General features: G+C 62.8%; 15 protein-coding genes. 5 read left to right on the top strand and 10 right to left on the bottom strand.

What is annotated here, in order from left to right; genetic code table 11:
- Positions 1-210 precede the first annotated feature (210 nt).
- Together H163_RS0110450 and H163_RS0110455 are read right to left on the bottom strand one after the other, a co-directional pair.
- A complete protein-coding gene (locus tag H163_RS0110450; protein WP_147290434.1) occupies positions 211-795 on the bottom strand; it encodes a hypothetical protein in 585 nt (194 codons plus the stop codon).
- A 349-nt stretch (positions 796-1,144) separates the two neighbouring features.
- The gene (locus H163_RS0110455; protein WP_019964529.1) at positions 1,145-6,835 is read right to left on the bottom strand and encodes an apolipoprotein A-IV repeat region-like domain-containing protein; all 5,691 of its coding nucleotides are present in this window, start codon (positions 6,833-6,835) and stop codon (positions 1,145-1,147) included.
- A gap of 859 nt (positions 6,836-7,694) precedes the next feature.
- On the opposite strand from H163_RS0110455, the gene H163_RS0110460 reads away from it, so the two are divergent.
- Together H163_RS0110460 and H163_RS0110465 are read left to right on the top strand one after the other, a co-directional pair.
- Entirely contained in the window at positions 7,695-8,057 is a 363-nt protein-coding gene (locus tag H163_RS0110460) for an Hpt domain-containing protein (RefSeq protein ID WP_197717685.1), read from the top strand.
- Positions 8,058-8,154: 97 nt separating this feature from the next.
- On the top strand, positions 8,155-8,475 hold the full coding sequence (locus tag H163_RS0110465; RefSeq protein WP_026355705.1) for a 2Fe-2S iron-sulfur cluster-binding protein: 321 nt from the start codon (positions 8,155-8,157) through the stop codon (positions 8,473-8,475).
- A gap of 352 nt (positions 8,476-8,827) precedes the next feature.
- On the opposite strand, the gene H163_RS0110470 is transcribed toward H163_RS0110465, so the two are convergent.
- Positions 8,828-10,051, bottom strand: a complete 1,224-nt coding sequence (locus tag H163_RS0110470) for an MFS transporter (protein WP_019964532.1) — start codon at positions 10,049-10,051, stop codon at positions 8,828-8,830.
- A gap of 272 nt (positions 10,052-10,323) precedes the next feature.
- On the opposite strand from H163_RS0110470, the gene H163_RS0110480 reads away from it, so the two are divergent.
- Positions 10,324-10,755: a universal stress protein gene (locus H163_RS0110480; protein WP_019964534.1), complete on the top strand. Its 432-nt coding sequence runs from the start codon at positions 10,324-10,326 to the stop codon at positions 10,753-10,755.
- 47 nt (positions 10,756-10,802) lie between these two features.
- Here H163_RS0110480 and H163_RS0110485 read toward each other — a convergent pair whose 3' ends face one another.
- The 7 genes from H163_RS0110485 to H163_RS0110515 all read right to left on the bottom strand — a co-directional run bounded on the left by H163_RS0110485 (position 10,803) and on the right by H163_RS0110515 (position 17,898).
- The gene (locus tag H163_RS0110485; protein WP_019964535.1) at positions 10,803-11,978 is read right to left on the bottom strand and encodes a vWA domain-containing protein; all 1,176 of its coding nucleotides are present in this window, start codon (positions 11,976-11,978) and stop codon (positions 10,803-10,805) included.
- A 53-nt stretch (positions 11,979-12,031) separates the two neighbouring features.
- A complete protein-coding gene (ppk2, locus tag H163_RS0110490) occupies positions 12,032-13,129 on the bottom strand; it encodes a polyphosphate kinase 2 (RefSeq protein WP_019964536.1) in 1,098 nt (365 codons plus the stop codon).
- A 115-nt stretch (positions 13,130-13,244) separates the two neighbouring features.
- On the bottom strand, positions 13,245-14,282 hold the full coding sequence (locus H163_RS0110495) for a YcjF family protein (protein ID WP_019964537.1): 1,038 nt from the start codon (positions 14,280-14,282) through the stop codon (positions 13,245-13,247).
- Positions 14,279-15,802 carry a YcjX family GTP-binding protein gene (locus tag H163_RS0110500; protein ID WP_019964538.1) on the bottom strand — a complete coding sequence of 508 codons (1,524 nt, stop codon included), beginning with the start codon at positions 15,800-15,802 and terminating at the stop codon, positions 14,279-14,281. Before H163_RS0110500 ends, H163_RS0110495 begins: the two co-directional genes overlap by 4 nt.
- Before the next feature lie 69 nt (positions 15,803-15,871).
- A complete protein-coding gene (locus tag H163_RS0110505) occupies positions 15,872-16,390 on the bottom strand; it encodes a SixA phosphatase family protein (RefSeq protein WP_019964539.1) in 519 nt (172 codons plus the stop codon).
- 88 nt (positions 16,391-16,478) lie between these two features.
- Positions 16,479-17,051 (bottom strand): hypothetical protein, encoded by a 573-nt coding sequence (locus H163_RS22640; RefSeq protein ID WP_019964540.1) that lies wholly within the window; start codon positions 17,049-17,051, stop codon positions 16,479-16,481.
- 1 nt (position 17,052) lies between these two features.
- Positions 17,053-17,898 carry an AAA family ATPase gene (locus tag H163_RS0110515; RefSeq protein WP_019964541.1) on the bottom strand — a complete coding sequence of 282 codons (846 nt, stop codon included), beginning with the start codon at positions 17,896-17,898 and terminating at the stop codon, positions 17,053-17,055.
- A gap of 272 nt (positions 17,899-18,170) precedes the next feature.
- Between H163_RS0110515 and H163_RS0110520 the strand changes: the two genes are divergently transcribed.
- Both H163_RS0110520 and flgK read left to right on the top strand, forming a co-directional pair.
- A complete protein-coding gene (locus H163_RS0110520) occupies positions 18,171-19,556 on the top strand; it encodes a flagellar hook protein FlgE (protein ID WP_019964542.1) in 1,386 nt (461 codons plus the stop codon).
- A 73-nt stretch (positions 19,557-19,629) separates the two neighbouring features.
- The gene (gene flgK, locus H163_RS0110525; RefSeq protein WP_019964543.1) at positions 19,630-21,483 is read left to right on the top strand and encodes a flagellar hook-associated protein FlgK; all 1,854 of its coding nucleotides are present in this window, start codon (positions 19,630-19,632) and stop codon (positions 21,481-21,483) included.
- The last annotated feature ends 10 nt before the right edge of the window (positions 21,484-21,493 follow it).

Here is a 21,493-nt window from a genome sequence, read left to right on the forward strand (position 1 = left end):
AGATATTTGACACTACCGAACCGCGGTAAAGCGTACGGAGCAGTAGTTCGACGCAGTTGTGCCAATGTCAGCATCCACAAAGTGCTGGAGGTGAAATAAATAGAGATAGTCCTTTTACGGGCCAAGGAGAGGGAATTGTGGGCCGAGCGCAAGGAGAAGTCTCAGTGCCACCTAAAGGGGCTTCCATGACAGGGGCCGCGAGCCAGAGCGTTAGACTACGATCCCAAGGTCGGCTAGCAGCTTCCCGATTTTCTCAGCGAAGCTCCACAGCACATTTACGGATTTCACCCGTTCCTCGATTCCTTTGAGAACGCTTCCAATTACGGGCTTCGAGCGCTTCCCGGCGATCTGTTCGGACAGGGTTCCGAGCAGCTCGCCTACTTCGTGCTTTTCTTTTTTCGTGATTTCATTGGAATCGACCACTGCTTGCGCGAAGTCTTTGATGGTATGTCCCAGCTCTTCCGCATCACTGCCTTCTGTGATTGTTATTACAGCGTTGATCTTCGCAAGATCGCCAGTGTTTAGGACGCCTACGGATGAATTTGAGATGGTGATATGGTTGTTTGTCATGGGGCGGCTCATTGCTTGGGCCAGTGCGCTAACTGGGATTCTACCGCGTCCTAGAGGAATGCCGGTCACCATGTCCATTTGATCCATAGCGTTATTCATCATGGCAGCGTTCATCAGGAAGCTACGGTAGTTGTTTTCTTGCAGGATCGCATTGCAGGACAGGCACAGGTGCAGCCCATTATCGTATCTGTAGAGCGCTGGCCGTTCACATTGATTGCATTTCATGAGTTCACTCTACCCTGAGCCCATGTGGCCGTCACCTAAGGCTCGACGCAGGTGAGCAAGTTGCATCGTCGTATTTCTTCGTACAATGAAATTTCAGAGCAGCTCTGAATTCTGATCATACTCAAGAAAGCCGACGTTCATTCTTGCCGCAGCATCTGACACCTTGGGCTCCAAGCAGACCTTCGCCGCAGACTGATTGAACGTCCCGTTGAGCTGGGAAGAGTTTACGAGCCTAACTGGCGCGAAGGTCTGCTTCGCTAAACGCCGGAGCCATCTTACTTGCAACCACACTTAGGTTAGGGGCTGGAGATCGCTCCGGCGGGCTTTTCTTGTTTCACGTCAGACTGGTTCAGTCCAGACGGCCGCTGGCGTGGGCCAGCATGGTGTAGACCTTGCCCGTGTCCGAGGTCAGGTAGGTCTGACCCAGCATGTTGTCACGGTCATTGCGCGAGACCTGGGTGAGAAGCTGCTCGAAATCGGCGATGTACCGGTCAACCGCGGTGCGGAATTCCGGATCGCGGCCGTATTTCTGGCGGATCTCGTCGAAGGTCTGCTGACCCTGCAGCGTGTAGAGACGGCGCGTGAACACATGCCGCTCGCCGCGCTTGTAGCGGTCCCACAGGTCGATGAAGGTCTCATGGTCGATGGCCCGGGCGATGTCCATGGACAGCGAGTTCAGGCTTTCGACCATGTGCAGCGGCGTGCGGGTTGCCTTGCCGCTGGTGTCTTCATCGCGCGAGGCGCGGCGCAGCAGATCGCTCACCCAGCCCTTGCCGCTTCCGGCTTCCGGCGCCTGCTCGGGAGCAGGGGCTGCTGCCGGGCGGCGGGTTGCGGCAGGCCGCGGTTCCGGCTCGCTGCGCGGGGCAGGGGCAGCCGGACGGCTCGGGGCGCTGTAGCTGGCAGCCGGGGCTGCGCTGGCTGCAACGGCACGCTCCTGCGGGCGGGAGATGTCCAGCGCATTGGACTGGCGGGCAACGATGTCCGACAGCTCGCTGAGCGCGCGGATCTGCTCGTTGACGACCTTGCGCAGGGCAGCAGAGGATTCTTCTGCCTCTTCCGGCAGGTTGAGAACGCCCTGCTTCAGCTCCTTGCGGGTGGCCTCCAGCTCGCGGTGCACCTCGCGGGCAACGTCCCGCATGCGGGTTGCCGCTTCGCCGAACCGCTCCTGCGCTTCCGTCACGGTGCGGCTCATTTCCTTCATGATCTCGTCCTGCACGGCGCGGATGGCATCGCGGGCGCGCTGGCCTTCCATGCCTGCGGTAAGGCGCATGGATTCGAACTGCTCAGCCACCTGACGCGAGGCGGCTTCGGCAGCGGCCGAGAGCATGGTGGCGGCTTCGCGGGCCCGGTCATCGGCCGAGTCCAGTGTTTCCGTCAGCGTGCTTGTGAAGGTGCGCATCAGCGTGTCGACCGTTTCGGTCTTTGCCAGCAGCGTGTCGGCCACCTGTTCAATGGCGGTCTTGCGCTCGGCCACGCGGCCCTCGACCAGACGGTTCGTCTCCTCCAGGTGACGGGCCGCGCTGATGAGATCCTGGCTCTGCTGGTCGAAGCGGGTCGACAGGGCCTTGATGTCAGCCAGAACCGTGGTCGAGATATCCCGCAGCGCGCCGACCTGACCATCGATGAGGCCGGTGGAGGCGCTGGTTTCTGCGACGGCACGGTCCACGGCGGAGCGGAACTCGCTGGCCCGGCGGGCCAGGTTCGTTTCCACATCCGACAGGTTCTGGCCGGCATCGGTCATCACCTGATGCAGCGTGCTGTTCGAGGTGTCCAGGCGGTCCAGGATGGCCGACACGTCGGCTTCCAGGCGCAGCTTGGTCTCTTCCAGCACGTTGACGGCACGGTTGCTACGCTCGTCGAGGCCGTTGATGATGCGGTCGCCTGCTTCCACCAGCGAACGTGTCGCCTCGAGGCCGCGCTGTGCGAAGCTCTCGGTGACGTCGCGGCCCTTGACGGAGATGGCGTCAAGGATGGCACGGTGGATCTCGGACACACGGCCGGTGAGTTCATTGGCACGGGTTTCGATGGCAGCAACCAGCTGGTTGCCGTCTTCGCCCACCAGCTTGGTGAACTCGGCGCTCTGCGAGGAGAAGGCCTCGTTGAGAGCTGCGGCCTTTTCGAGCATTTCCTGTGCAACGGCGTGGCCGCGCTGCGACAGCAGTTCGGCGGCCTGCTGCACGGCGCCGCTGACGCGGTTGCGCACCGAATCCGCCTCGCCGGAGATGAGATTGCGCATCTCTTCCACGGTGCGGGTGAGGGTGACGCGGGCATGCTCGCTCTCGGCGTTGAGGTTGCCGGAGATTTCCGCAATCGTGCGGGCGAGATCGCCGCGCACCTTGTCGCTTTCGCCGGTGAGCGAACCTGAGAACTCGGCCAGCGTGCTGACGTAGAGCGTGCGCGCCTTCTCGCTTTCCACGGCCATGGAACGGGCCGCTTCTGCAACAGCGCTGAGCACCATGTTGCGGATGCGCTCGCCTTCGCCGGAGAGGGAGCCGGTGGCAACGGTCATGGCGCCGGTGACGCTCTCGGCTGCCTTCTGGCTTTCGCCTTCCAGCACGCCGCGCACTTCGCCAACTGCGGTCAGAACCATGTCGCGGATGCGCTCGCCTTCGCCCGACAGCGAACCGGTGGCCAGTGCCATGGCGCTGGTAACGGTTTCGGCGGCCCGCTGGCTTTCGCCCACCAGCACGCCGCGTGCTTCGCCCACGGCGCCCAGAACCAGCTGGCGCAGGCGGTCGCCTTCACCGGACAGCTTGCCGGTGACGTCGGAGAAGGTCGTGCTGACCGTCTCGACCGTGCGGCTGCGCTCTTCGGAGAGGGCGGAAGCGGCCTGCGTGACGGCGTCGAGCACCATCTCGCGGACACGGGTGCTCTCGCCGCTCAGCGTCGAGGTGGCATCCTGCATGGCTTCGGTCAGAACCACACGGGCGCGCTCGGTCTCCGACGACAGGGTGCCGGTGATGGAGGACAGGCGGTCGGTGAGCACCGTTTCCAGCTGGCTGGCGCGGCTGTCGAGGGTTTCGGCCACTTCGAAGACCTTGGCGCCCAGCGACACGTTGATTTCCGCAATCCGCTCGGAGAGGGACTCGGTCAGTTCCGCGCTCTGGCGGGCCAGGACGGAGCCTGCCTCGTCCAGACGGCTGTCGAGTGCCTGCGCCATCTCGGTCTGGCCATCGACGAAGGCCTTGGCGATTTCGCGGGTGCGGGCAATCAGGGTTTCGCTGATCTGGCGGGCACGGCTGTCGAGGGTCTGGTCGATCCGCTCGGTGCCGGCAATCATGCTCTGGGCAAGATGCTCGGCCTTCTCGGAGATGGATTCGGCGGCCTGATCCACGCGCTCGCCGATGAGGCGGCCCACGGTGTCGGCCTTGTCGGCGAGGGATTCGCCGGCTGTTTCCACACGCCGTGCCAGCTCGAAGGTGATTGCGTCGGAGCGGTCGGCCAGAACGTCGGCAATGGTGCGCGACTTCTGTTCCAGCGTTTCGCTGAGCAGTTCCGTGCGGGTGCTGATCGCATCGGACAGCATGACTGTGCGGGTTTCCAGCGCCGCCTCGAAGGCAGCCGTGCGCTGCTCCAGCGTCAGATCCAGGCTGTTGATGCGGCTGTCGAGCGAGGCATCAAGGCCGCTGGCGCGGATTTCGAAGGTCTGGTCCAGACGGGTGATGCTGTCACCCAGCGCCGTGTCCAGCGTGGTGATGCGGCTGTCGAAGGTCTGGTCCAGACGGCCAAGGCGGCTGTCGAGGGCAGCGTCAAGGCTGCTGGCCCGGGCTTCGAAGGTCTGGTCAAAGCGGTTGATGTTGTCGCTGAGCGTTGTCTCCAGCCCGCCGATGCGTGCATCGAAGGTCTGGTCGATGCGGCTGATGCGGCTGTCGAGTGCCAGATCGAGCCCGCCAACGCGGTGCTCGAAGGTCTGGTCGAGGGTTTCCAGACGGCTGTCGAGCGTCTGGGCCAGCACGGTGGAACGGCTGTCGAAGCTTTCGACCAGCTGCGAACCGCGCTCGGTGACGATCTTTTCCAGCTCGGTGAGGTGGGTCGCAAGACCTTCCTGCAGGGCCTGGCCGCGCAGTTCCATGGTCTCGGCAATGCGGTCGCCGACGGAGCCGATGTCGGCGCTGACGCGCTCGCCACGGGTGCCGATGAGGCGGGCAAGTTCGGTGCCGGTTTCGGCCAGCTTCTGGGCGAGCTCCGTGGTGCGCTGGCCGAGCGAGCTGGAGATTTCGGAGGATGCTGCCTGCAGCGTCTCGCGGAAGCCGATGGTCTGACTCTCGATGAGCAGGGCCATTTCGGTGCCGCGCGCGCCAAGACGGGTGTCGAGTTCGGCACCATGCACGGTGATGGCCGTCTCGATGCGCTCGCTTATGGAGCCCAGGCGGTCCGCCAGATCGCCGCCGCGGCCGGTGATGGTCTCGGCGAGGCTGGAGGATGTTGCATCCAGCTTGGAGGCGATTTCGCCGCCGCGCAGGGACAGGTCCACAACGATGGACTCGCCGGTGCCGCGCAGGATCTCGGCAACCTCGGAGCTGCGCTCTGCGAGGGTTTCGACGATCTCGGCGCCCTTGAAGGAGATGGCGTCGGTAACAGCCTGGCCACGCTCGGTGATGCTGCTGACTACGCGCTCGCCGGTGTCGCTGAGCGAAGCATCCAGCTGCGACACGCGGGTGTCGACAGTGGTGATCAGCTCGTCGGTGCGGGCGGAGATGGTGTCGATCAGGCGGCCCGAGGTGAGGGACAGGGTTGCGTTGATCTCGTCACCACGCAGGGCAATCGTCTCGCCAACGGACGAGCCGGTACGCTCCAGCGCCTCGGTGAATTCCTGCGTGCGCAGGGTGAGGGTGGTGGTGATTTCGCCGCCGCGCACATCCAGCGTCTCGACGAAGGTGCTGGCCGTCTCGGCGAAGCGGTCGTTGACCTCCTTGCCGCGGGTGGTCAGCGTTTCCCACATGTCGTTGCCGGTGCGCGACAGGTTGTCGACCAGTTCGCTGCCAGAAGAAGTGAGGCGGGCCACATAGTCGCCGGCGCGGTCGGTGAGGGCGTCGACCAGTTCGGAACCGGAGGCATTGAGCGAGGAGCTGAGCGCGTCGATGCGGCTGTCGACGGAGCTGGTCAGCTCATTGATGCGGTCTTCCACGGCACCAACCAGACGGGAGGTGGCCGTCTCGACGGTGCGGGCGATTTCTTCCGATGTGGCGGACAGCTGGCCGGCAAAGCTCTCGTGAGCGCCGGAAATGGAATCGCGCACCCGGTCGGCATTGGCGAGGATGGCCTCGCGCTGGCTGACCAGTTCCTCGATGAGGGCGCGGATCTTCAGCTCATTGTCGTTGTAGGAGCGCTCGAGCGAGGAGACTTCGTTATGGACGAGGACTTCCAGCTCGCTGGCGCGGGCAATGGCCCGCTCGATGCCGTCGCCCATCGCAGCGACTTCGCGGCGGATGGCCTGACCGACGGACAGAACCGATTCCTTGGCCATGTCTTCCGGCTCTGCGAGGCGCAGGGCCACTTCCGTCATGCCACGGGCGACGATGCGCATTTCCTGCGCACGCCAGATCATCATGGCCATGACCCAGAAGAACAGGACCGGTACGGCGATGGCAACGCCGGCAAGCACCAGGCCGGGGGCTGCGGAAAGGCCCGCGCCGCTGGACAGGGCTTCGATCTGCGTGCCGAAGCTGGAGATGGTGAGGATCGAACCGATGGCGCCCCAGACCACGCTCAGCACCAGCGCCACCCAGAAGGGGGCAGCCGAGGGCCGGCGCTGCAGGGCGAATATCAGGTTGCCGATGGTGCGGCGGTCGTCATTGGCCGCAGGCGGGCGTCCGCCGCGTCCCCGGCCCCGGCGCCCTTCGCTGGACGCCGTGCTGTCTGCTGCATCGGCAGATCCGCTGCCCGGTCTTTCCGCGCGTGCCGCTTCGCCAAGGGCCGCACGGGCCCCGTCTTCGCTGCCCGCTGCCGTTGCGGGGCCGCCGAAGTCGAGCTTCAGCGCCTCTTCAACTGCCGACAGTGCCGCTTCCGCCGGGTCTTTCACCTTCGGGGGATTTGCCATCTGGATCGCCTCACATCCGAACTCATTACAAATCGGAGGCCTGAGCCACCGAGCACTTTTTCCCGCGCCGTTCCGGGTCTGCCTCCGCCTCGATTCTGACGCAGAAACCGTCCGCCGCTTGGACATGACAGGACAGGGTGCCGCCGCATCGGCTGCCTGACGCTGAGTCAGGCGGCCTTTTCCCCATCTTGCCGCATCAGACAACGTAATGGCACAATCTGCGTTAAGGAACAAGAAACGCCATTGTGAGTCAGCCTGCCGGAGGTGGTGAAGCCATGAGTCAACGCAACGTAAGATCGTCCTCAGGCGGGCCTGCAGACAGTGCCGGACCTGAGGCAGCTTGTGCGAAAAAGCCCTCTGCGGCGCAGCTCAAGTGGCTTGCCAGAGGCTTGGCGCAGGCCGGTGGAAAACTTCCACTTTTTGACGATGAGGGCCGCTCAATTCCCCCTGCCACAATCCGCGCCTGCATGGCTGCAGGCTGGGCAGAGCCTTGGTTTTCCAACCCAATCAAGCCCGACTGGCTCGTCTGCCGCCTGACGGAGGCGGGACGCAAGGCCGTCCTTGCCGCTTCCGGAAAATAGCCCCTGCAGGGCGGCAGCGCCTGCCATTTCGCGTCAGCTGCGTGTGCGAAGGGCAGGGTGGAAGAGGCTTGCCTGCGCGAATATCTAAAATTCCTTTATGCGCGTTAACCAAAGATTCACTTTGTTGCTCGGAGAGGCGGATTGGCAACGGTTTGAGCTGGGGATCTTAACCTCACCTTTGCGGACAGGCGGGCATTCATTCGGGTAACAAAACCTGAGGAAGCCGGGTCGAGCCCCGGCCTGTGTTCATGAGTAACGGGGTGGCTGGGATGGCGAATATGGCCAGCAAGGGCAGCACGGACCGCTTTGTCCGTCACGGGGGGCATGCCCCGATCGATCTTGCGCAGCTTGCAACGAACACCCTTGGCAACCGGGAACTCCAGCAGGAGGTTCTCAAGCTTTTCCTTGCCCGCTCGAAGACGCTGATCAGCGAACTCTCCGCCGCCGATGACCGCCAGCACCAGGCCGATCTGGTGCACAGCCTCAAGGGTTCGGCGCGCGGCATCGGGGCGCTGCGCCTTGCCGATGTCTGCGACACGGTGGAAGAGGAACTGCGGGAGGGCAGTTCCCCTGCCTTCCTGACGCTCGTCAGCCTCGTGGGCGAGACGAATGATTTCATCCGCGAACTGATCGAGGGCTGATCCTGCTCTTTTGCCGCGTGCGCGGTTCTTGACCTTTGCGTCCGAACCTTTATGTCGTGTGGATCAATCTTCCCCCCGCAGGATGGACGCGATCATCATGCCGAAAATCACATTCATCACCGCTGACGGTGCCCGCCATGATGTGGAGGCCTCAAGCGGCGCCACCGTCATGGAAAGTGCCATCAAGCACATGGTCCCCGGCATCGAGGCCGAATGCGGCGGCGCCTGCGCCTGTGCCACGTGCCATGTCTATGTGGACGAGGAGTGGTCCGCCCGCGCCGGTTCCCCGGACCCGATGGAAGAGGACATGCTGGATTTCGCCTATGACGTGAAGCCCAACTCGCGCCTGTCCTGCCAGATCAAGATGAGCGATGAGCTGGACGGCATTGTGGTGCATGTGCCGGAGCGGCAGGCCTGAGGCCTGCCCGGAGAGTGAAATGCAGCGGCAGGCCTGAGGCCTGCCCGGAGAGTGAAATGCAGCGGCAGGCCTGAGGCCTGCCCGGAGAGTGAAATGCAGCGGCAGGCCTGAGGCCTGCCCGGAGAGTGAAATGCAGCGGCAGGCCTGAGGCCTGCCGTTTTGTTTATGGATCTGCGTCATTCTCCGCGCCGCCCCGGCCTTGTGCCGGGGCCTGTGATGGACGCAGAGCGCTGCCGGTTCAGATAGTTTGCCGAGTTGGGGCCCCGGCTCAAGGCCGGGGCGGCGCGGTGGGTTTGGCTGGCCGTGTACCCGAAGTGCTGCTGCCTGACCAACTCCCAGCCTCAAGCAGCCCTCACTCCGCCGGGCGGAGCGTGCGACGCCAGGGGAGGTCGACCTCGTTGCCGGCATCCGGGTTGAGCGGAATGAGGCGGGAGAGGGCGAGGCTGGTGAGCGCCATGGCAGCGCCCGCCAGAAACACCGCCGCCGGAGACACCAGCCAGAGCAGGCCGAAGACCACCGGAATGAAAACCGCGGCAATGTGGTTGATGGTGAAGGCTACGCCTGCAGTGGGGGCGATGTCGGCCGGGTCGGCGATCTTCTGGAAATAGGTGCGCATGGCAATGGCGATAGCGAAGAACATGTGGTCGATCACATAAAGCGCCGCAGCCGCATGGGCATTGGTGACGAAGGCATAGCCCACGAAGACGCAGAACAGGCCGGAATATTCGATGGCCAGCGACCGGCGCTCGCCGATGCGCACGATCATCGATCCGATCTTCGGGGCAATCAGCATGTTGATCAGGCCGTTGATCAGGAAAAGACCGGCCACCTCATGCACGTCATAGCCGAAGCGCTCGACCATCAGGAAACCGGCAAAGACGGTGAAGATCTGCCGCCGTGCACCGGCCATGAAGGTGAGGGCGTAGTAGAGCCAGTAGCGCTTGCGCAGCACCAGCTTCTTGTGCTGCGGCACACCTTCGCGGAAACGCGGGAAGATGATGAGCAGTGCGGCCAGAGCCACGAAGGTGGTGAGGCCTGAGATGAGAAAGACGGTGGTGAAGCTGAGATCAAACGCCTTCCAGCCCACGAGGATCAGCGAATAGGCGATCAACTGCGCGAAGGCGCCCACAGCCAGGATCTTGCCCATGCCCGCTGCCGCCGTCGCCTTGGGCAGCCATTGCAGCGACAGGGACTGGGCCATGGTCTCATAATAATGAAAGCCCACCGACATGATGAAGGTTGTCAGGTAGAATCCCATGGCTGAGGGGAAGTAGCCGGTGGCCGCGACGCCGAGCCCGAGGAAGGCGAGGGAGACATAGGCCAGCGTCTGTTCGCGCATCACCAGCAGCAGATAGACGGCGGTGAAGGCCAGGAAACCCGGGATCTCGCGGATCGACTGCTGGATGCCGATCTCGCGGCCGGTGAATTCCAGCTCGTGCACGGCGAAATTGTTGACTAGGTTCCACCATCCGGCAAAGGACAGCTGCATCGCCCCGGCCATGAGCATCAGCAGCAGCAGCGGCGAGCGCCAGCCGGTTGCGGTCATCGGGTCTGCGGTTTTCGTGAAGAAGCTCATGATCGGTCATGCCAGAAGGGGAAGGATATCTTGCGCCCGTCTTCAGCGGCGGGGCAGTGGTTCTTACAAGGCACAGATCCGGCGCTTCTGCGCAAGGTCAGCAAAGGCTGGAACCATGTATTCGGCAAAATGAGCCCGCTTGCCCGGTTTTGCCGCCAGCCGGCAGGATTTCATCGAAAAGCCGCAAAAATTCTTGATCTTTCTCAACGCAGGAAGTCGAGCCGGGAGGCAAGCTTCTCTTGGCTCAATGATATGCAAAGAGGAGACGTGCCATGTTCGACACCATTCTGGTCCCGGTGGATCCGGCTGAACCGAAGTTTTCCGCCCCGGCCCTGGAGGCTGCGGCACGCTTTGCCAATGACTATGGCAGCAAGGTCCGTCTCGTCGCGGTTCTGGCGCAGACGCAGGGGTTCATCGCCAGCTACCTGCCGGAAGATTTCGAAAGCAAGGCCATGGGCGAAACCCGTGCCATGCTGGAAGACCTCGCAAAGGGCATGGGACTGGCGGACGGGCGCGTCTCGGGCGTGGTGCGCAGCGGCAGCGTCTATCATGAGATCATCGAAGAAGCGCGCTTCATCAAGGCAGGCCTCATCGTGATGGAATCCCACCGCCCGGGCCTTGCCACCTATCTCATCGGCTCCAACGCCGCCCACGTTGTCCGGCACGCCCCCTGCTCGGTGCTGGTGCTGCGTCCGGAGAAGTGAGGTTTCAGCCGTGATCGGGCGTTTTCCGGGTCTGCCGGAAAGCGCCCTTACCGCGCCAGATCGCGCATGGCATCCGTAAGGCCTTCGAGGGTCATGGGATACATGCGCCCGCCCATCAACTCACGCATCATGCGGATGGAATGGGTGTAGTCCCAATGTGCTTCCGGCACCGGGTTGAGCCATGCCGCACGGCTGTAGAGGCTGGTGATCCGCTGCATCCAGACAGCGCCCGCTTCCTCATTCCAGTGCTCGACTGAACCGCCCGGGTAAGCGATTTCATAGGGGCTCATCGAGGCATCGCCGACGAAGACCACCTTGTAGTCCGCCGGGTACTTGTGCAGCACGTCCATGGTGGCCATGCGCTCGGAATGGCGGCGGCGGTTCTCCTTCCACACATGCTCGTAGAGGCAATTGTGGAAGTAGAAATGCTCCATCACCTTGAATTCTGACCGGGCTGCGGAAAACAGCTCCTCGCAGATGCGGATGTGGTCGTCCATAGACCCGCCGATGTCGAAGAACAGCAGCACCTTCACCGCGTTGCGCCGTTCGGGCCGCATCTTCACGTCGAGCAGGCCCTTGTGGGCGGTAGCGCGGACGGTGCCGTCGAGATCCAGCTCGTCAGCTGCACCCGTGCGGGCGAAGCGGCGCAGGCGCTTTAGCGCCACCTTGATGTTGCGGGTGCCCAGTTCAACCGTATCGTCGAGGTCCTTGAATTCGCGCTTGTCCCAGACCTTGACGGCCCGCCGGTGGCGGCTTTCTGCCTGGCCGATGCGGATGCCTTCCGGGTTGTAGCCATAGGCGCCGAAAGGGGAGGTGCCGGCCGTGCCGATCCACTTGCTGCCGCCCTGATGGCGCTCCTTCTGCTCTTCGAGCCGCTGCTTCAGCGTCTCCATCAGCTTGTCGAAGCCGCCGAGGCTTTCGATCAGCGCCTTTTCCTCTTCGGTGAGGTGCTTTTCGGCGAGCTTGCGCAGCCACTCCTCGGGGATGTCCGCCTGCGGGGCGTCGGAGAGGAGATCGAGGCCCTTGAAAACCTGCGAGAAGATCCGGTCGAAGCGATCGAGGTTGCTCTCGTCCTTCACCAGCGCGGCGCGGGCGAGATAATAGAAATCCTCGACCCGCCGCCCGGCCAGATCCAGCTCCAGCGCGCGCATCAGGTCGAGATATTCCCGCAAGGAAACCGGCACCCCGGCGCTTTTCAGCTCTGAGAAGAACGTGATGAACATGGCCAGACGTTAGGCCCGTCCATCACGCCTGTCGAGATTGCTTTTGGAACCGGTCATCCGCCAGGCTTCATTTCCGGATGCAGCGTCTTGCCAAGCACATGGGTGTCGTGGCGGATGACGTGGTGGGCCGCCCCGACGATCAGCGGGTCAGGTTCGCCGACGAGATGGGTATCCTTGTCCGGATAGGGCAGGGAATTGAGAAAGTGCTCCATGCAGTTCAGCCGGGCGCGCTTCTTGTCGTCGGACTTGACGATGGTCCAGGGCGCATCGGCGGTGTCGGTGTAGAAGAACATCGCCTCCTTCGCCTCGGTGTAGTCGTCCCACTTGTCCAGCGAGGCAATGTCGATGGGCGACAGCTTCCACTGCTTCAGCGGGTCGGTCTGGCGCTCCATGAAGCGGCGGCGCTGCTCTTCGCGGCTGACGGAGAACCAGTATTTGAACAGGTGGATGCCGTCGCGCACCATCATGCGCTCGATTTCCGGGCACTGGCGCATGAATTCCAGATACTGGCTGGCGCTGCAAAAGCCCATGACGCGTTCCACGCCCGCCCGGTTGTACCAGGAGCGGTCGAACAGAACCATTTCACCGCCGGAGGGCAGGTGATTGATGTAGCGCTGGAAATACCACTGCGAGGCCTCCTGCTCGGTCGGCTTCTGCAGGGCAACGACGGTGGCACCGCGCGGGTTTAGATGCTCCATGAAGCGCTTGATCGTGCCGCCTTTGCCTGCAGCGTCGCGGCCCTCAAACAGGATGACCACACGCTGGCCGGTTTCCTTGATCCAGCGCTGCGCCTTCAGCAGTTCGGCCTGAAGCTTTGCCTTGCGCTGTTCATAGGGCTCCCGGCGCATGGGGCTGGCGTAAGGGTAGGTGCCGCTTTCAAACAGCTCGTGGATCGCCGCCGGGTCATGGCGCAGTTCGGCCAGCGTCTTGCGCGGCTTGGAGGGAACCGGGGCAACGGCTGGTTCAGGGGCCGCTTCCGGTGCTGCGGCAAGTTCTGTCTCCTGCTGCGGTGCAGCAAGCGTCTCTGCCGGCAACTCTGCAACGGGCACAGGTGCTGCCTCAGTGCTCTCTGCCGTCACCGGGAGAACTGCATCCGCAGCGGGCGCGGTGCGGGTGCCGCGCGGCTTGCGGGTTACAGTGCGATCGTCCATGGGCTTGCCTCCTCAGCCATTTCAACCGAAGCAGGCTAACAGAAACATCAAGTGCTGCCTTGACCGGGATCAAGGCAAAAGTGCAAGGCCGTTGAGGAGCCGGATGCCAAACCGGTCATTCCGCCTTGCCGTCCTTCACCTCCGCGCTGCTGCGGGTCAGTTCGGACAGGAAATCCGAAATGCGCGGGCCGCGCTGGCCGATGAAGGGGGCGGGGCGGCAAACATCCGTTGCCGCAACGCCGATGCGGGCTGTCAGCAGGCCGTTGATGACGCCTTCGCCCAGCCGTGCCGAGAGTTTGGCGGCAAGGCCATGGCCCAGCACCTGCGAGACGAGGCTGTCGCCCGCCGCCATGCCGCCGGTGACGGCCAGATGCGTGCCCACCTGACGGGCAAGGCGCAGGAAGCCGGCGGTGCCGGGCCGTCCGCCATAAAGCGCGGAGAGGCGGCGGATGATGCGGATGTTTTCCGACAGCACCACGACGAGATCGAGCGCAGCACGCGGGCTGACTGCGGTGATGACGGAGACGCGCTTGGCGCTGTCGCTGACGATGCGCCGGGCGGCGGCATCCAGCGGGGCAAGGATCTCCCGTTCGGCCAGCACCACCAGATCGCGCCCGTCGATGACTTCGGCCATATGCGCCTTCAACGCAGCGCGGCCACGGGCTGTCTCCGGCCTATCCTTGTAGAGTTCGATCAGATCCGTCAGCGCGGCGCGGGCGGCCTTGGCGTCATCGGCCTCTGCTGCATCGGCCAGCGCCTGCCGCAAGTGGGTGATGCGGGACAGGCGCATCAGGCCGATGACCTCCCTTACCGCCAGTCCGAGGAAAGCGAGAACAGCCAGCGCGGTAAGGGCAAGGCCCATCCAGCCCAGCCAGTCGGTGCGGGCAAAAAGATCACGGATCAGGGCATCCACCGAGAGGCCGAGGGCCAGCATGGCAAGGCCGAGGAGGCCGCCTGCCAGCCAGCGGCCAAAGCGCAAGGGGGCGGAGCGCGGTTCGGCGGGCAGCAGGATGTCTTCTTCCGGGTTGCCGCTGGGTACGATGCGGGCCTCGTTGCGCAAGGGCGCGCCGAGCGAGCCATCGTCAAAGCGCACCCGCTCGTCATCAAGGCGGAAGGCCGTGGGGCGGCGGGGCTTGCGGGTCTCCTCGCTCATGCGATGCGGTCTCCGATCAGGAAGTTGAGCGCCCGGTCGAGCCGGATGTGGGGCAGGGACAGTGTCAGCCCTTCGGCAGTCCGCTCCAGATGCGGCGGGCGGAAGCGCACAAAGCGCAGGCCGTCTTCATGCGAAGATTCATGACGTGCATGTGCTTCACGTTCTGATTCAGATTCAAGGCTCTGAACTCGCGCAGATTTTGATTCAAGCGATTGGAAAAGTGATTCCGGATCTGATGGTAAGTCACCGGGAAACATGGCGATTTCGGTTTTTCCATCGAAGGTGTCACCGTTGACGCGCTCGCCCGGAAGCGGGGTGCCGAGGATGGCCGGAAGCTCTTCGCCTGCATGGCGCACGGTGGCCTCGCGGGTGGCACGGACGGCGGCGAGTGCCAGCACATCCACCCCGGCGCCGCTGAATTCGGCATGCTCGATGCCCCGCGTCACCAGCCGTTTCAGGATGGCTTCCAGCCGGTCGTGATCGTCCCGGTGCAGGTGGTCGGCCTTGGTGGCGGCAAAGAGGATGCGGTCGATCCGGCGGGTCAGGATCGAGGCCAGCCAGCTTGCCTTGCCGGGGCGGAAGGAGGTGAGGACCTGCCCCAGTGCCGTCTCCAGATCGCGCAGGGCCTCAGGCCCCGCATTAAGTGCCTGCAGCGCATCCACCAGCACGATCTGCCGGTCGAGCCGGGCGAAGTGCTCGCGGAAGAAGGGCCGCACCACATGCTTGCGGTAGGCCTCGTAGCGGCGTTCCATCATGGCCCAGAGCGAGCCTGCCGGTGCTGCGCCGCTCTCCGGCAGGGCCAGCGGGGCGAAGGTGAGGGCGGGCGAGCCGTCAAGATCGCCCGGCATCAGGAACCGGCCCGGCGGCAGCATGGAGAGAGCGTGCTCCTCAGCCCTGCAGCCGGCGAGATAGGCGGTAAAGGCCCTGGCCAGCGCCCGCGCATCGGTTTCGCTTTCAGGGGCTGCCGGGTCATGCCGGGCAAGCTCGCAGAGGTAAGGCGTTGCCACGGACGCACGCGCGGGCGAGCGGGCCAGCGTCATCGCTTCGGCACTGAACTGACGGTAGTCCTTCGCCAGCAGCGGCAGGTCCAGCAGCCATTCGCCGGGATAGTCGATGATGTCGAGATGCAGCTTGCCGCGCCCGAGCTTGCGGGTGAGGAAGGAGGCTGATTCATATTCGATGGTGAGGCGCAGCTCCGACACCTGCCGGGTGGACTGGGGCCAGATCCGCTCCTTCACCAGTGCGTCCACATGCGCCTCATAGTCGAAGCGCGGCACGGCATCGTCCGGCTGCGGCTGCAGCGACACGCGGGTGATGCGCCGCCCGGCAGCAGCATCGAACAGCGGCAGGCGCCCGCCATGCAGCAGATTATGGACGAGGGCGGTGATGAACACGGTCTTGCCGGCCCTCGCAAGGCCGGTGACGCCCAGCCGCAAGGTGGGCACGCCAAGACCGGATGCGCTCTCGGCAAGGTTCTCCAGCGCCAGAAGCGCCTCATCGGCAAGGGAAGAGAGTTTCATGTCTGTCCTGTGTCTCCGGCCTTCATATGGGAAGGCCGGAGCCCTTGCGCAAATGTGCCCGAGAGCGGGTCACTCCGGCAGAAGGCGCGGCTGGATGAAATGCTGCAGCGTGCAACTCAGCGGCAGCAGGCCAGACCAGGAGGCGGCAGGGCTTTCCAGCACCGCTAGGGCACCGGTCGGGTACTTGGTTTCCAGCGCCGCCCAGCCAACGCCGGAGCCGGGAATGGCCAGCTCGCAGGCCGTGTCATGTGTGGCCGGATTGTGGGCGATCAGCATCAGGGTTTGCGCCTCGCCGCCTTCCTCTCGCAGGAAGCTGATGTAGTCGCTTTCACCTTCCTCATAGATGCGCCGCGTCAGGCGGATCTCCGTCTCTCCGCCCAACACGGGCAGGAGCGCGGCCAGCGTCATGCGGGTGCGCAGGGCGGTGGAGCAGAGGATCAGATCCGGCTTGAGGCCTTCCTCCGCAATCCATCGCGCCATCCGCCGTGCGGCATCCTCGCCCCGCGCATTGAGCGGGCGGTCATGATCATGAAGCCCAGGCGTGTTCCAGTCGGATTTGGCATGGCGCAGAAGCAGCAGTCGCGGCAAGGGCGTGTCTCCGGTTGGCGTTTGTCGCGGCCATCCTGAGGGGTGCAGCGTCCTCTGGCAAGGCAACCCTGTGGTTCCACGTAGGAAATCAGTTCTGTGCCTTCAGCATCTCCACCACCGCGTTGAAGGCTGGCTCGACGGCTTGTTCGTGGAAGGGCAGGGAATAATGGATCCAGACGGTGTAGTCGGCACTCTTGCCGGACATGGGCCACAGGGTCTCGCACAGCATCCGGCCCTCGCCGCCGCCCGTGGTGAAGGTGATGCCGCTGGCGGCAATGCCGGAGAGTGCAAGCTCCTTGTAGCCTGCTGCCTGATACCCGGTCTTGAACTTGCCTGCCTCCCGCCGCGCCATACCTTGCTGAAAGGCGCTGACCACAACCTGAATGCCGCCCGTTTCGTCAACATAGATGCAGCTGGCGACACGGTTGTTGACGGTGGGCATCACCTTCGACCGGGTCAGCCCGCCCACTTCGTTGGGGCACCGGAAACCGGTGAAATGGCGCATGCCCTGCGCGTCGTTGATCCACCCGGCCTCGTATTCGTTCTGCACGGATGGTGCCGCGGTCTGGGCAGATGCAGGCAGGGCGGCGCAGGCAAAAACCAGCGCGGCAGAAATTGCCGCAACACGGCGCCAGCCCGCAAAAGCCGCCCGGAAGGCCATCTCAGCGTTGCTCCCGCCGGGCCATGAAGGCCAGCCGCTCGAACAGATGCACGTCCTGCTCGTTCTTGAGTAGGGCGCCATGCAGCGGCGGGACAAGCTTGCGCGGATCGCGTTCGCGCAACGCGTCAGCGTCGATATCCTCATTGAGCAGCAGTTTGATCCAGTCGATCAACTCCGAGGTTGAGGGCTTCTTCTTCAGGCCCGCCACGTCGCGGATGTCATAGAACAGGTTCAGCGCCTCGCGCAGCAGCTTGTCCTTGAGGCCGGGAAAATGCACGGCAACGATTTCCGCCATGGTCTCCCGGTCCGGGAAGCGGATGTAGTGGAAGAAACAGCGGCGCAGGAAGGCGTCCGGCAGATCCTTCTCGTTGTTGGAGGTGATGATCACCACGGGCCGCTGGCGGGCCTTCACCATTTCGCCGGTCTCGTAGACGAAGAACTCCATCCGGTCGAGTTCCTGCAACAGGTCATTGGGGAACTCGATGTCGGCCTTGTCGATCTCGTCGATCAGCAGCACGGGCTTCACCGGGCTTTCGAAGGCTTCCCAGAGCTTGCCCTTGCCGATGTAGTTGCGGATGTCGCGCACCCGCTCATCGCCCAGCTGGCTGTCGCGCAGGCGGGAGACGGCGTCATATTCATAAAGGCCCTGCTGCGCCTTGGTGGTGGACTTGACGTGCCATTCCAGAAGAGGCGCACCAAGAGCCCTGGCCACTTCATGGGCGAGCACGGTTTTGCCCGTGCCCGGCTCCCCCTTCACAAGAAGCGGGCGTTCCAGCGCAACGGCTGCATTGACCGCGACCCGCAGGTCGTCCGTGGCGATATAGTCCTGTGTTCCCTCAAAGCGCATGCGTGCCTCGCAAACTGACTGTTGCGGGCAGAGTAGGGGCGTGCCCGTTCCCATGCAAGCTTTGCCGGGCAGGGACGGAATTGCCGGTTGCGCCCGGCAGTTTCTTCCCTTCCCGGCAGGAAAGTTCCGGCACTCTTCCGCCGCATTGTTTTCGGTTGATCGAAAAAGAGCAAATAAATCAAATGGATGAGCCCGTGACCATAATGTGGCACACCCTTTGCGATGAGTGGGCAGGAAAAACCTTCGGGTTCTAGTGCTCACGAGGATTCAAAATGGGTATTTACGGGGCTATCAACGCAGCGATTTCGGGACTCTCGGCTCAGTCCAGAGCGCTGGAGAACATCTCCGGCAACGTTGCCAACTCTCAGACCGTGGGCTTCAAGCGCCTTGACACCACGTTCTCGGAAATGGTTGCCGGTGGCGGTGGCGGCACTCAGGCCAAGCAGCAGAGCGGCACCACCGCGGCCACCTCGCGCGCGACCAACACGATTGCCGGCCCCATCACGCAGTCGCAGGTTGACACCTATATGGCGATCAACGGGCCCGGCTATTTCGTTGTTACCCAGGCAGCCGATGTTGTGGATGGCAAGACCACCTTTGCTGATACCCAGTTCTATACCCGCGCCGGCGACTTCGAGCGCGATCAGTCTGGCTACCTCGTTAACAGCTCGGGCTACTTCCTGAAGGGCTTTCCGCTGGATCCGCTGACGGGCAACGCCATTGGCGATGCTCCCGGCGTGATTCAGATTGATGACAAGCCGATGCCGTCGAAGGCAACGACGGAGATGACCTATCAGGCCAACCTGCCGACCTTCCCCAAGACAAACCGTGCGGTTGCTGCCGGTAATACGCCGGGCAGCCAGTTCCTGCAGACGGGCGGTTCCACGTCCATCACCAACACATCCGACATCACCGTTGCCGATGATCAGGCCTTTGTGGACTCGTCCATCTCCGGCGGCTCAAAGACCGTTTATGATGCCAATGGTGCTCCGGTGAGCGTGTCGCTGCGCTGGGCGCAGACCTCGGCCAATACCTGGAACCTTTATTACAACACTGGTGCGACAACCCCCGCGACCGCCGTTTCCTGGAGCCGCGTCGGCGAGGTGAGCTTTACCGCGTCGGGTGTCATGAATACCTTGACGCCTGATGCGCCCAATACGGCCTCTGCCACCAGCTTCACGATCGACAGCCTGACCGTTGGCGGCGTGAATGCCGGCAACGTCGAACTGTCCTTCGACAATGGCTCGCTGACCCAGTTCAATGACGATGCCGGTATCGTCAGCAGCCTTGATATCCAGCAGAACGGCTATCCGGCTGGTCAGGTTGTCAGCCTCTCCATCGACGAGGCTGGACGTGTTACGGCTTCTTATTCGAACAACCAGCAGCGCGCGGTCTACGAGATCCCGATTGCCACCTTCAAGGCGGAACAGAACCTGCGCCGTGTGGATGGCGCTGCCTTTGCTGCGACTCCAACTTCCGGTGAGCCTGAGTTTGGTGAAGGCGGGGCGGTTCTCGCCAACAACCTGGAATCTTCGAACTCGGATATTGCGACCGAGTTTTCCAAGCTGATCATCACCCAGCAGGCCTATTCGGCAAACTCCAAGGTCATCACGTCCTCGGACCAGATGCTGAGTGATGCGCTCAACATGATCCGCTGATCTGGCTGGCTGATCTTTCAGGCGGCGCCCAGGAAGGCGCGCCGCCGCTTCCAAAGGATTTCGGGGGCACAAAATGGGTCTGACATCGGCACTCAATACGGCATTGTTCGGTCTGTCTTACAATCAGAAGCAGATCGATCTGACTGCGGCTAACGTGGCCAATGCCAAGACCGAAGGCTATACGGCCAAGCGGATTGAGGCCAAGGTCTATTTCGACAAGGATGGCAATGTCTCCGGCATTCTGTCGAGTGACATCAAGCGCCAGGTCAATGAATCCATCCAGATGGCCTACTGGAACAGCCGTGCAGACACGGCCTATTCCACCACCAAGGCCAGCTACACGGAGCGGATGGACGCCACTCTCGGCACGCTCGCAGATGCTGGGTCTCTGCCCTCGCTGATGTCCAAGCTCAACACGTCCCTTGCGACACTTGTCAGCTCCCCGGACAGCTATGCAGCCCGTCAGGACGTGCTGAGCACTGCCAATCTTGTGGCCAAGGAACTGAATTCGGCGTACCGCGCCTTTGAAGATCTGCGCAAGGAAGCCGACCGGACGATTGGAACTCAGGTTGGTGAGGTCAATCAGCTCCTCAAGCAGATTGAGTCCGTTGAGTCCAAGATTTATAAAGCCCAGACGGCAGGCGTTTCCGAAGCTGACCTTCTGGACGAGCGCGACCGTTATCTGGAGCAACTGACCGGCTATCTGGATGTTCGTATCACTCGCGGTGACAACAATACGGTCAGTATCACCACAAACAACGGCGAAAGCCTTTTCAGTGACGGCAAGGCGTCAACTCTCAGCTTTACGCCTGCGAGCACGCTTCTGCCAGGTCAGAATGGCAATCAGGTGACGTTGACAACGCCGGGTGGCTTGAGTCATGAACTTGGCAGGACGTCCAGCTCCGGTTCACTGATGGCACTTGTCGATCTGCGGGATGAGACGCTCGTTGAGGCGCTGGCGCAGCTGGACGAGATTGCCTCGCAGCTTTCGCTGGCCTTTTCCAATGTGGATGTTGCCGGCACTGCAACCACCGTCGCTGCTGAAACCGGTTTTACACTGGATGTCTCGGGACTTCAGTCCGGTAACACCGTCTCACTCAGCTACAAGGACTCTGGCGGTGTTCAGCGCGAAGTGACTTTTGTTGCTGTGAAGGATCCTGCCCTGCTGCCTCTTGCCGCCAACACCACGGCGGATCCGGCAGATACGGTTTTCGGAATTGATATCTCCAGCGGCAATCCGGCAACCTACATCACCCAGATGATCGCAGCGCTTGGCGCCACGGATCTGGATGTTGCCAACAATGGCTCGGACCAGCTGCGTATTCTGGGCGACACGGCGACAAACACCTCCGTGACGGCACTTAAGGCAAACGTTACCGCGACCGGCAGCTCGAACCAGGGGCTTGGTCTTGCTGTCTTCACAGACGGGCGGGCCGGAGAGGCGCTCTACACTGGAGCCCTGGAGGCCGGCGGACAGAAGGCCGGCTATGCCCGGTCGATCATGCTGAATTCTACCCTGCCGAAAGACAGCTCGAAGCTGGTTATCTATCAGACGGCGCCTGTCTCAAACTCGGACAAGGACAGCAGCCGGCCGCAGTTTCTCGTGAATGCCATGAGCAAGACGAATTTCTCTTTCTCGGCATCCACTGGGTTGGGAACGGAGGGGGATCCATTCCGTGGATCCGTCATGGATTTCGTGAACCAGGTGGTTGCCTATCAGGGGGAGCAAGCCCAGACCGACAAGCAGTCAGCCGCCTCTTATACGGCGTTGACGCAGAACCTCGCCATCCGTCATGAGCAGGAATACTCTGTCGATGTGGATGCCGAGCTTGGTTTTCTCATTCAGCTTCAGAATGCCTACACGTCCAACGCCCGCGTCATGCAGGCGGCCCGTGAGATGTTCGAAACGCTGTTGAACTCGATGTAAGGGGCTGGCA

It is taken from the genome of Pannonibacter phragmitetus DSM 14782 (genome assembly GCF_000382365.1).
In the GTDB taxonomy this organism is placed as follows: domain Bacteria; phylum Pseudomonadota; class Alphaproteobacteria; order Rhizobiales; family Stappiaceae; genus Pannonibacter; species Pannonibacter phragmitetus.

Coding starts and splice junctions, on each gene's coding strand:
- H163_RS0110450 (WP_147290434.1), bottom strand. CDS start 795: ATGAAATGCAATCAATGTGAACGGCCAGCGCTCTACAGATACGATAAT.
- H163_RS0110455 (WP_019964529.1), bottom strand. CDS start 6,835: ATGGCAAATCCCCCGAAGGTGAAAGACCCGGCGGAAGCGGCACTGTCG.
- H163_RS0110460 (WP_197717685.1), top strand. CDS start 7,695: ATGGCCAGCAAGGGCAGCACGGACCGCTTTGTCCGTCACGGGGGGCAT.
- H163_RS0110465 (WP_026355705.1), top strand. CDS start 8,155: ATGCCGAAAATCACATTCATCACCGCTGACGGTGCCCGCCATGATGTG.
- H163_RS0110470 (WP_019964532.1), bottom strand. CDS start 10,051: ATGAGCTTCTTCACGAAAACCGCAGACCCGATGACCGCAACCGGCTGG.
- H163_RS0110480 (WP_019964534.1), top strand. CDS start 10,324: ATGTTCGACACCATTCTGGTCCCGGTGGATCCGGCTGAACCGAAGTTT.
- H163_RS0110485 (WP_019964535.1), bottom strand. CDS start 11,978: ATGTTCATCACGTTCTTCTCAGAGCTGAAAAGCGCCGGGGTGCCGGTT.
- ppk2 (WP_019964536.1), bottom strand. CDS start 13,129: ATGGACGATCGCACTGTAACCCGCAAGCCGCGCGGCACCCGCACCGCG.
- H163_RS0110495 (WP_019964537.1), bottom strand. CDS start 14,282: ATGAGCGAGGAGACCCGCAAGCCCCGCCGCCCCACGGCCTTCCGCCTT.
- H163_RS0110500 (WP_019964538.1), bottom strand. CDS start 15,802: ATGAAACTCTCTTCCCTTGCCGATGAGGCGCTTCTGGCGCTGGAGAAC.
- H163_RS22640 (WP_019964540.1), bottom strand. CDS start 17,051: ATGGCCTTCCGGGCGGCTTTTGCGGGCTGGCGCCGTGTTGCGGCAATT.
- H163_RS0110515 (WP_019964541.1), bottom strand. CDS start 17,898: ATGCGCTTTGAGGGAACACAGGACTATATCGCCACGGACGACCTGCGG.
- H163_RS0110520 (WP_019964542.1), top strand. CDS start 18,171: ATGGGTATTTACGGGGCTATCAACGCAGCGATTTCGGGACTCTCGGCT.
- flgK (WP_019964543.1), top strand. CDS start 19,630: ATGGGTCTGACATCGGCACTCAATACGGCATTGTTCGGTCTGTCTTAC.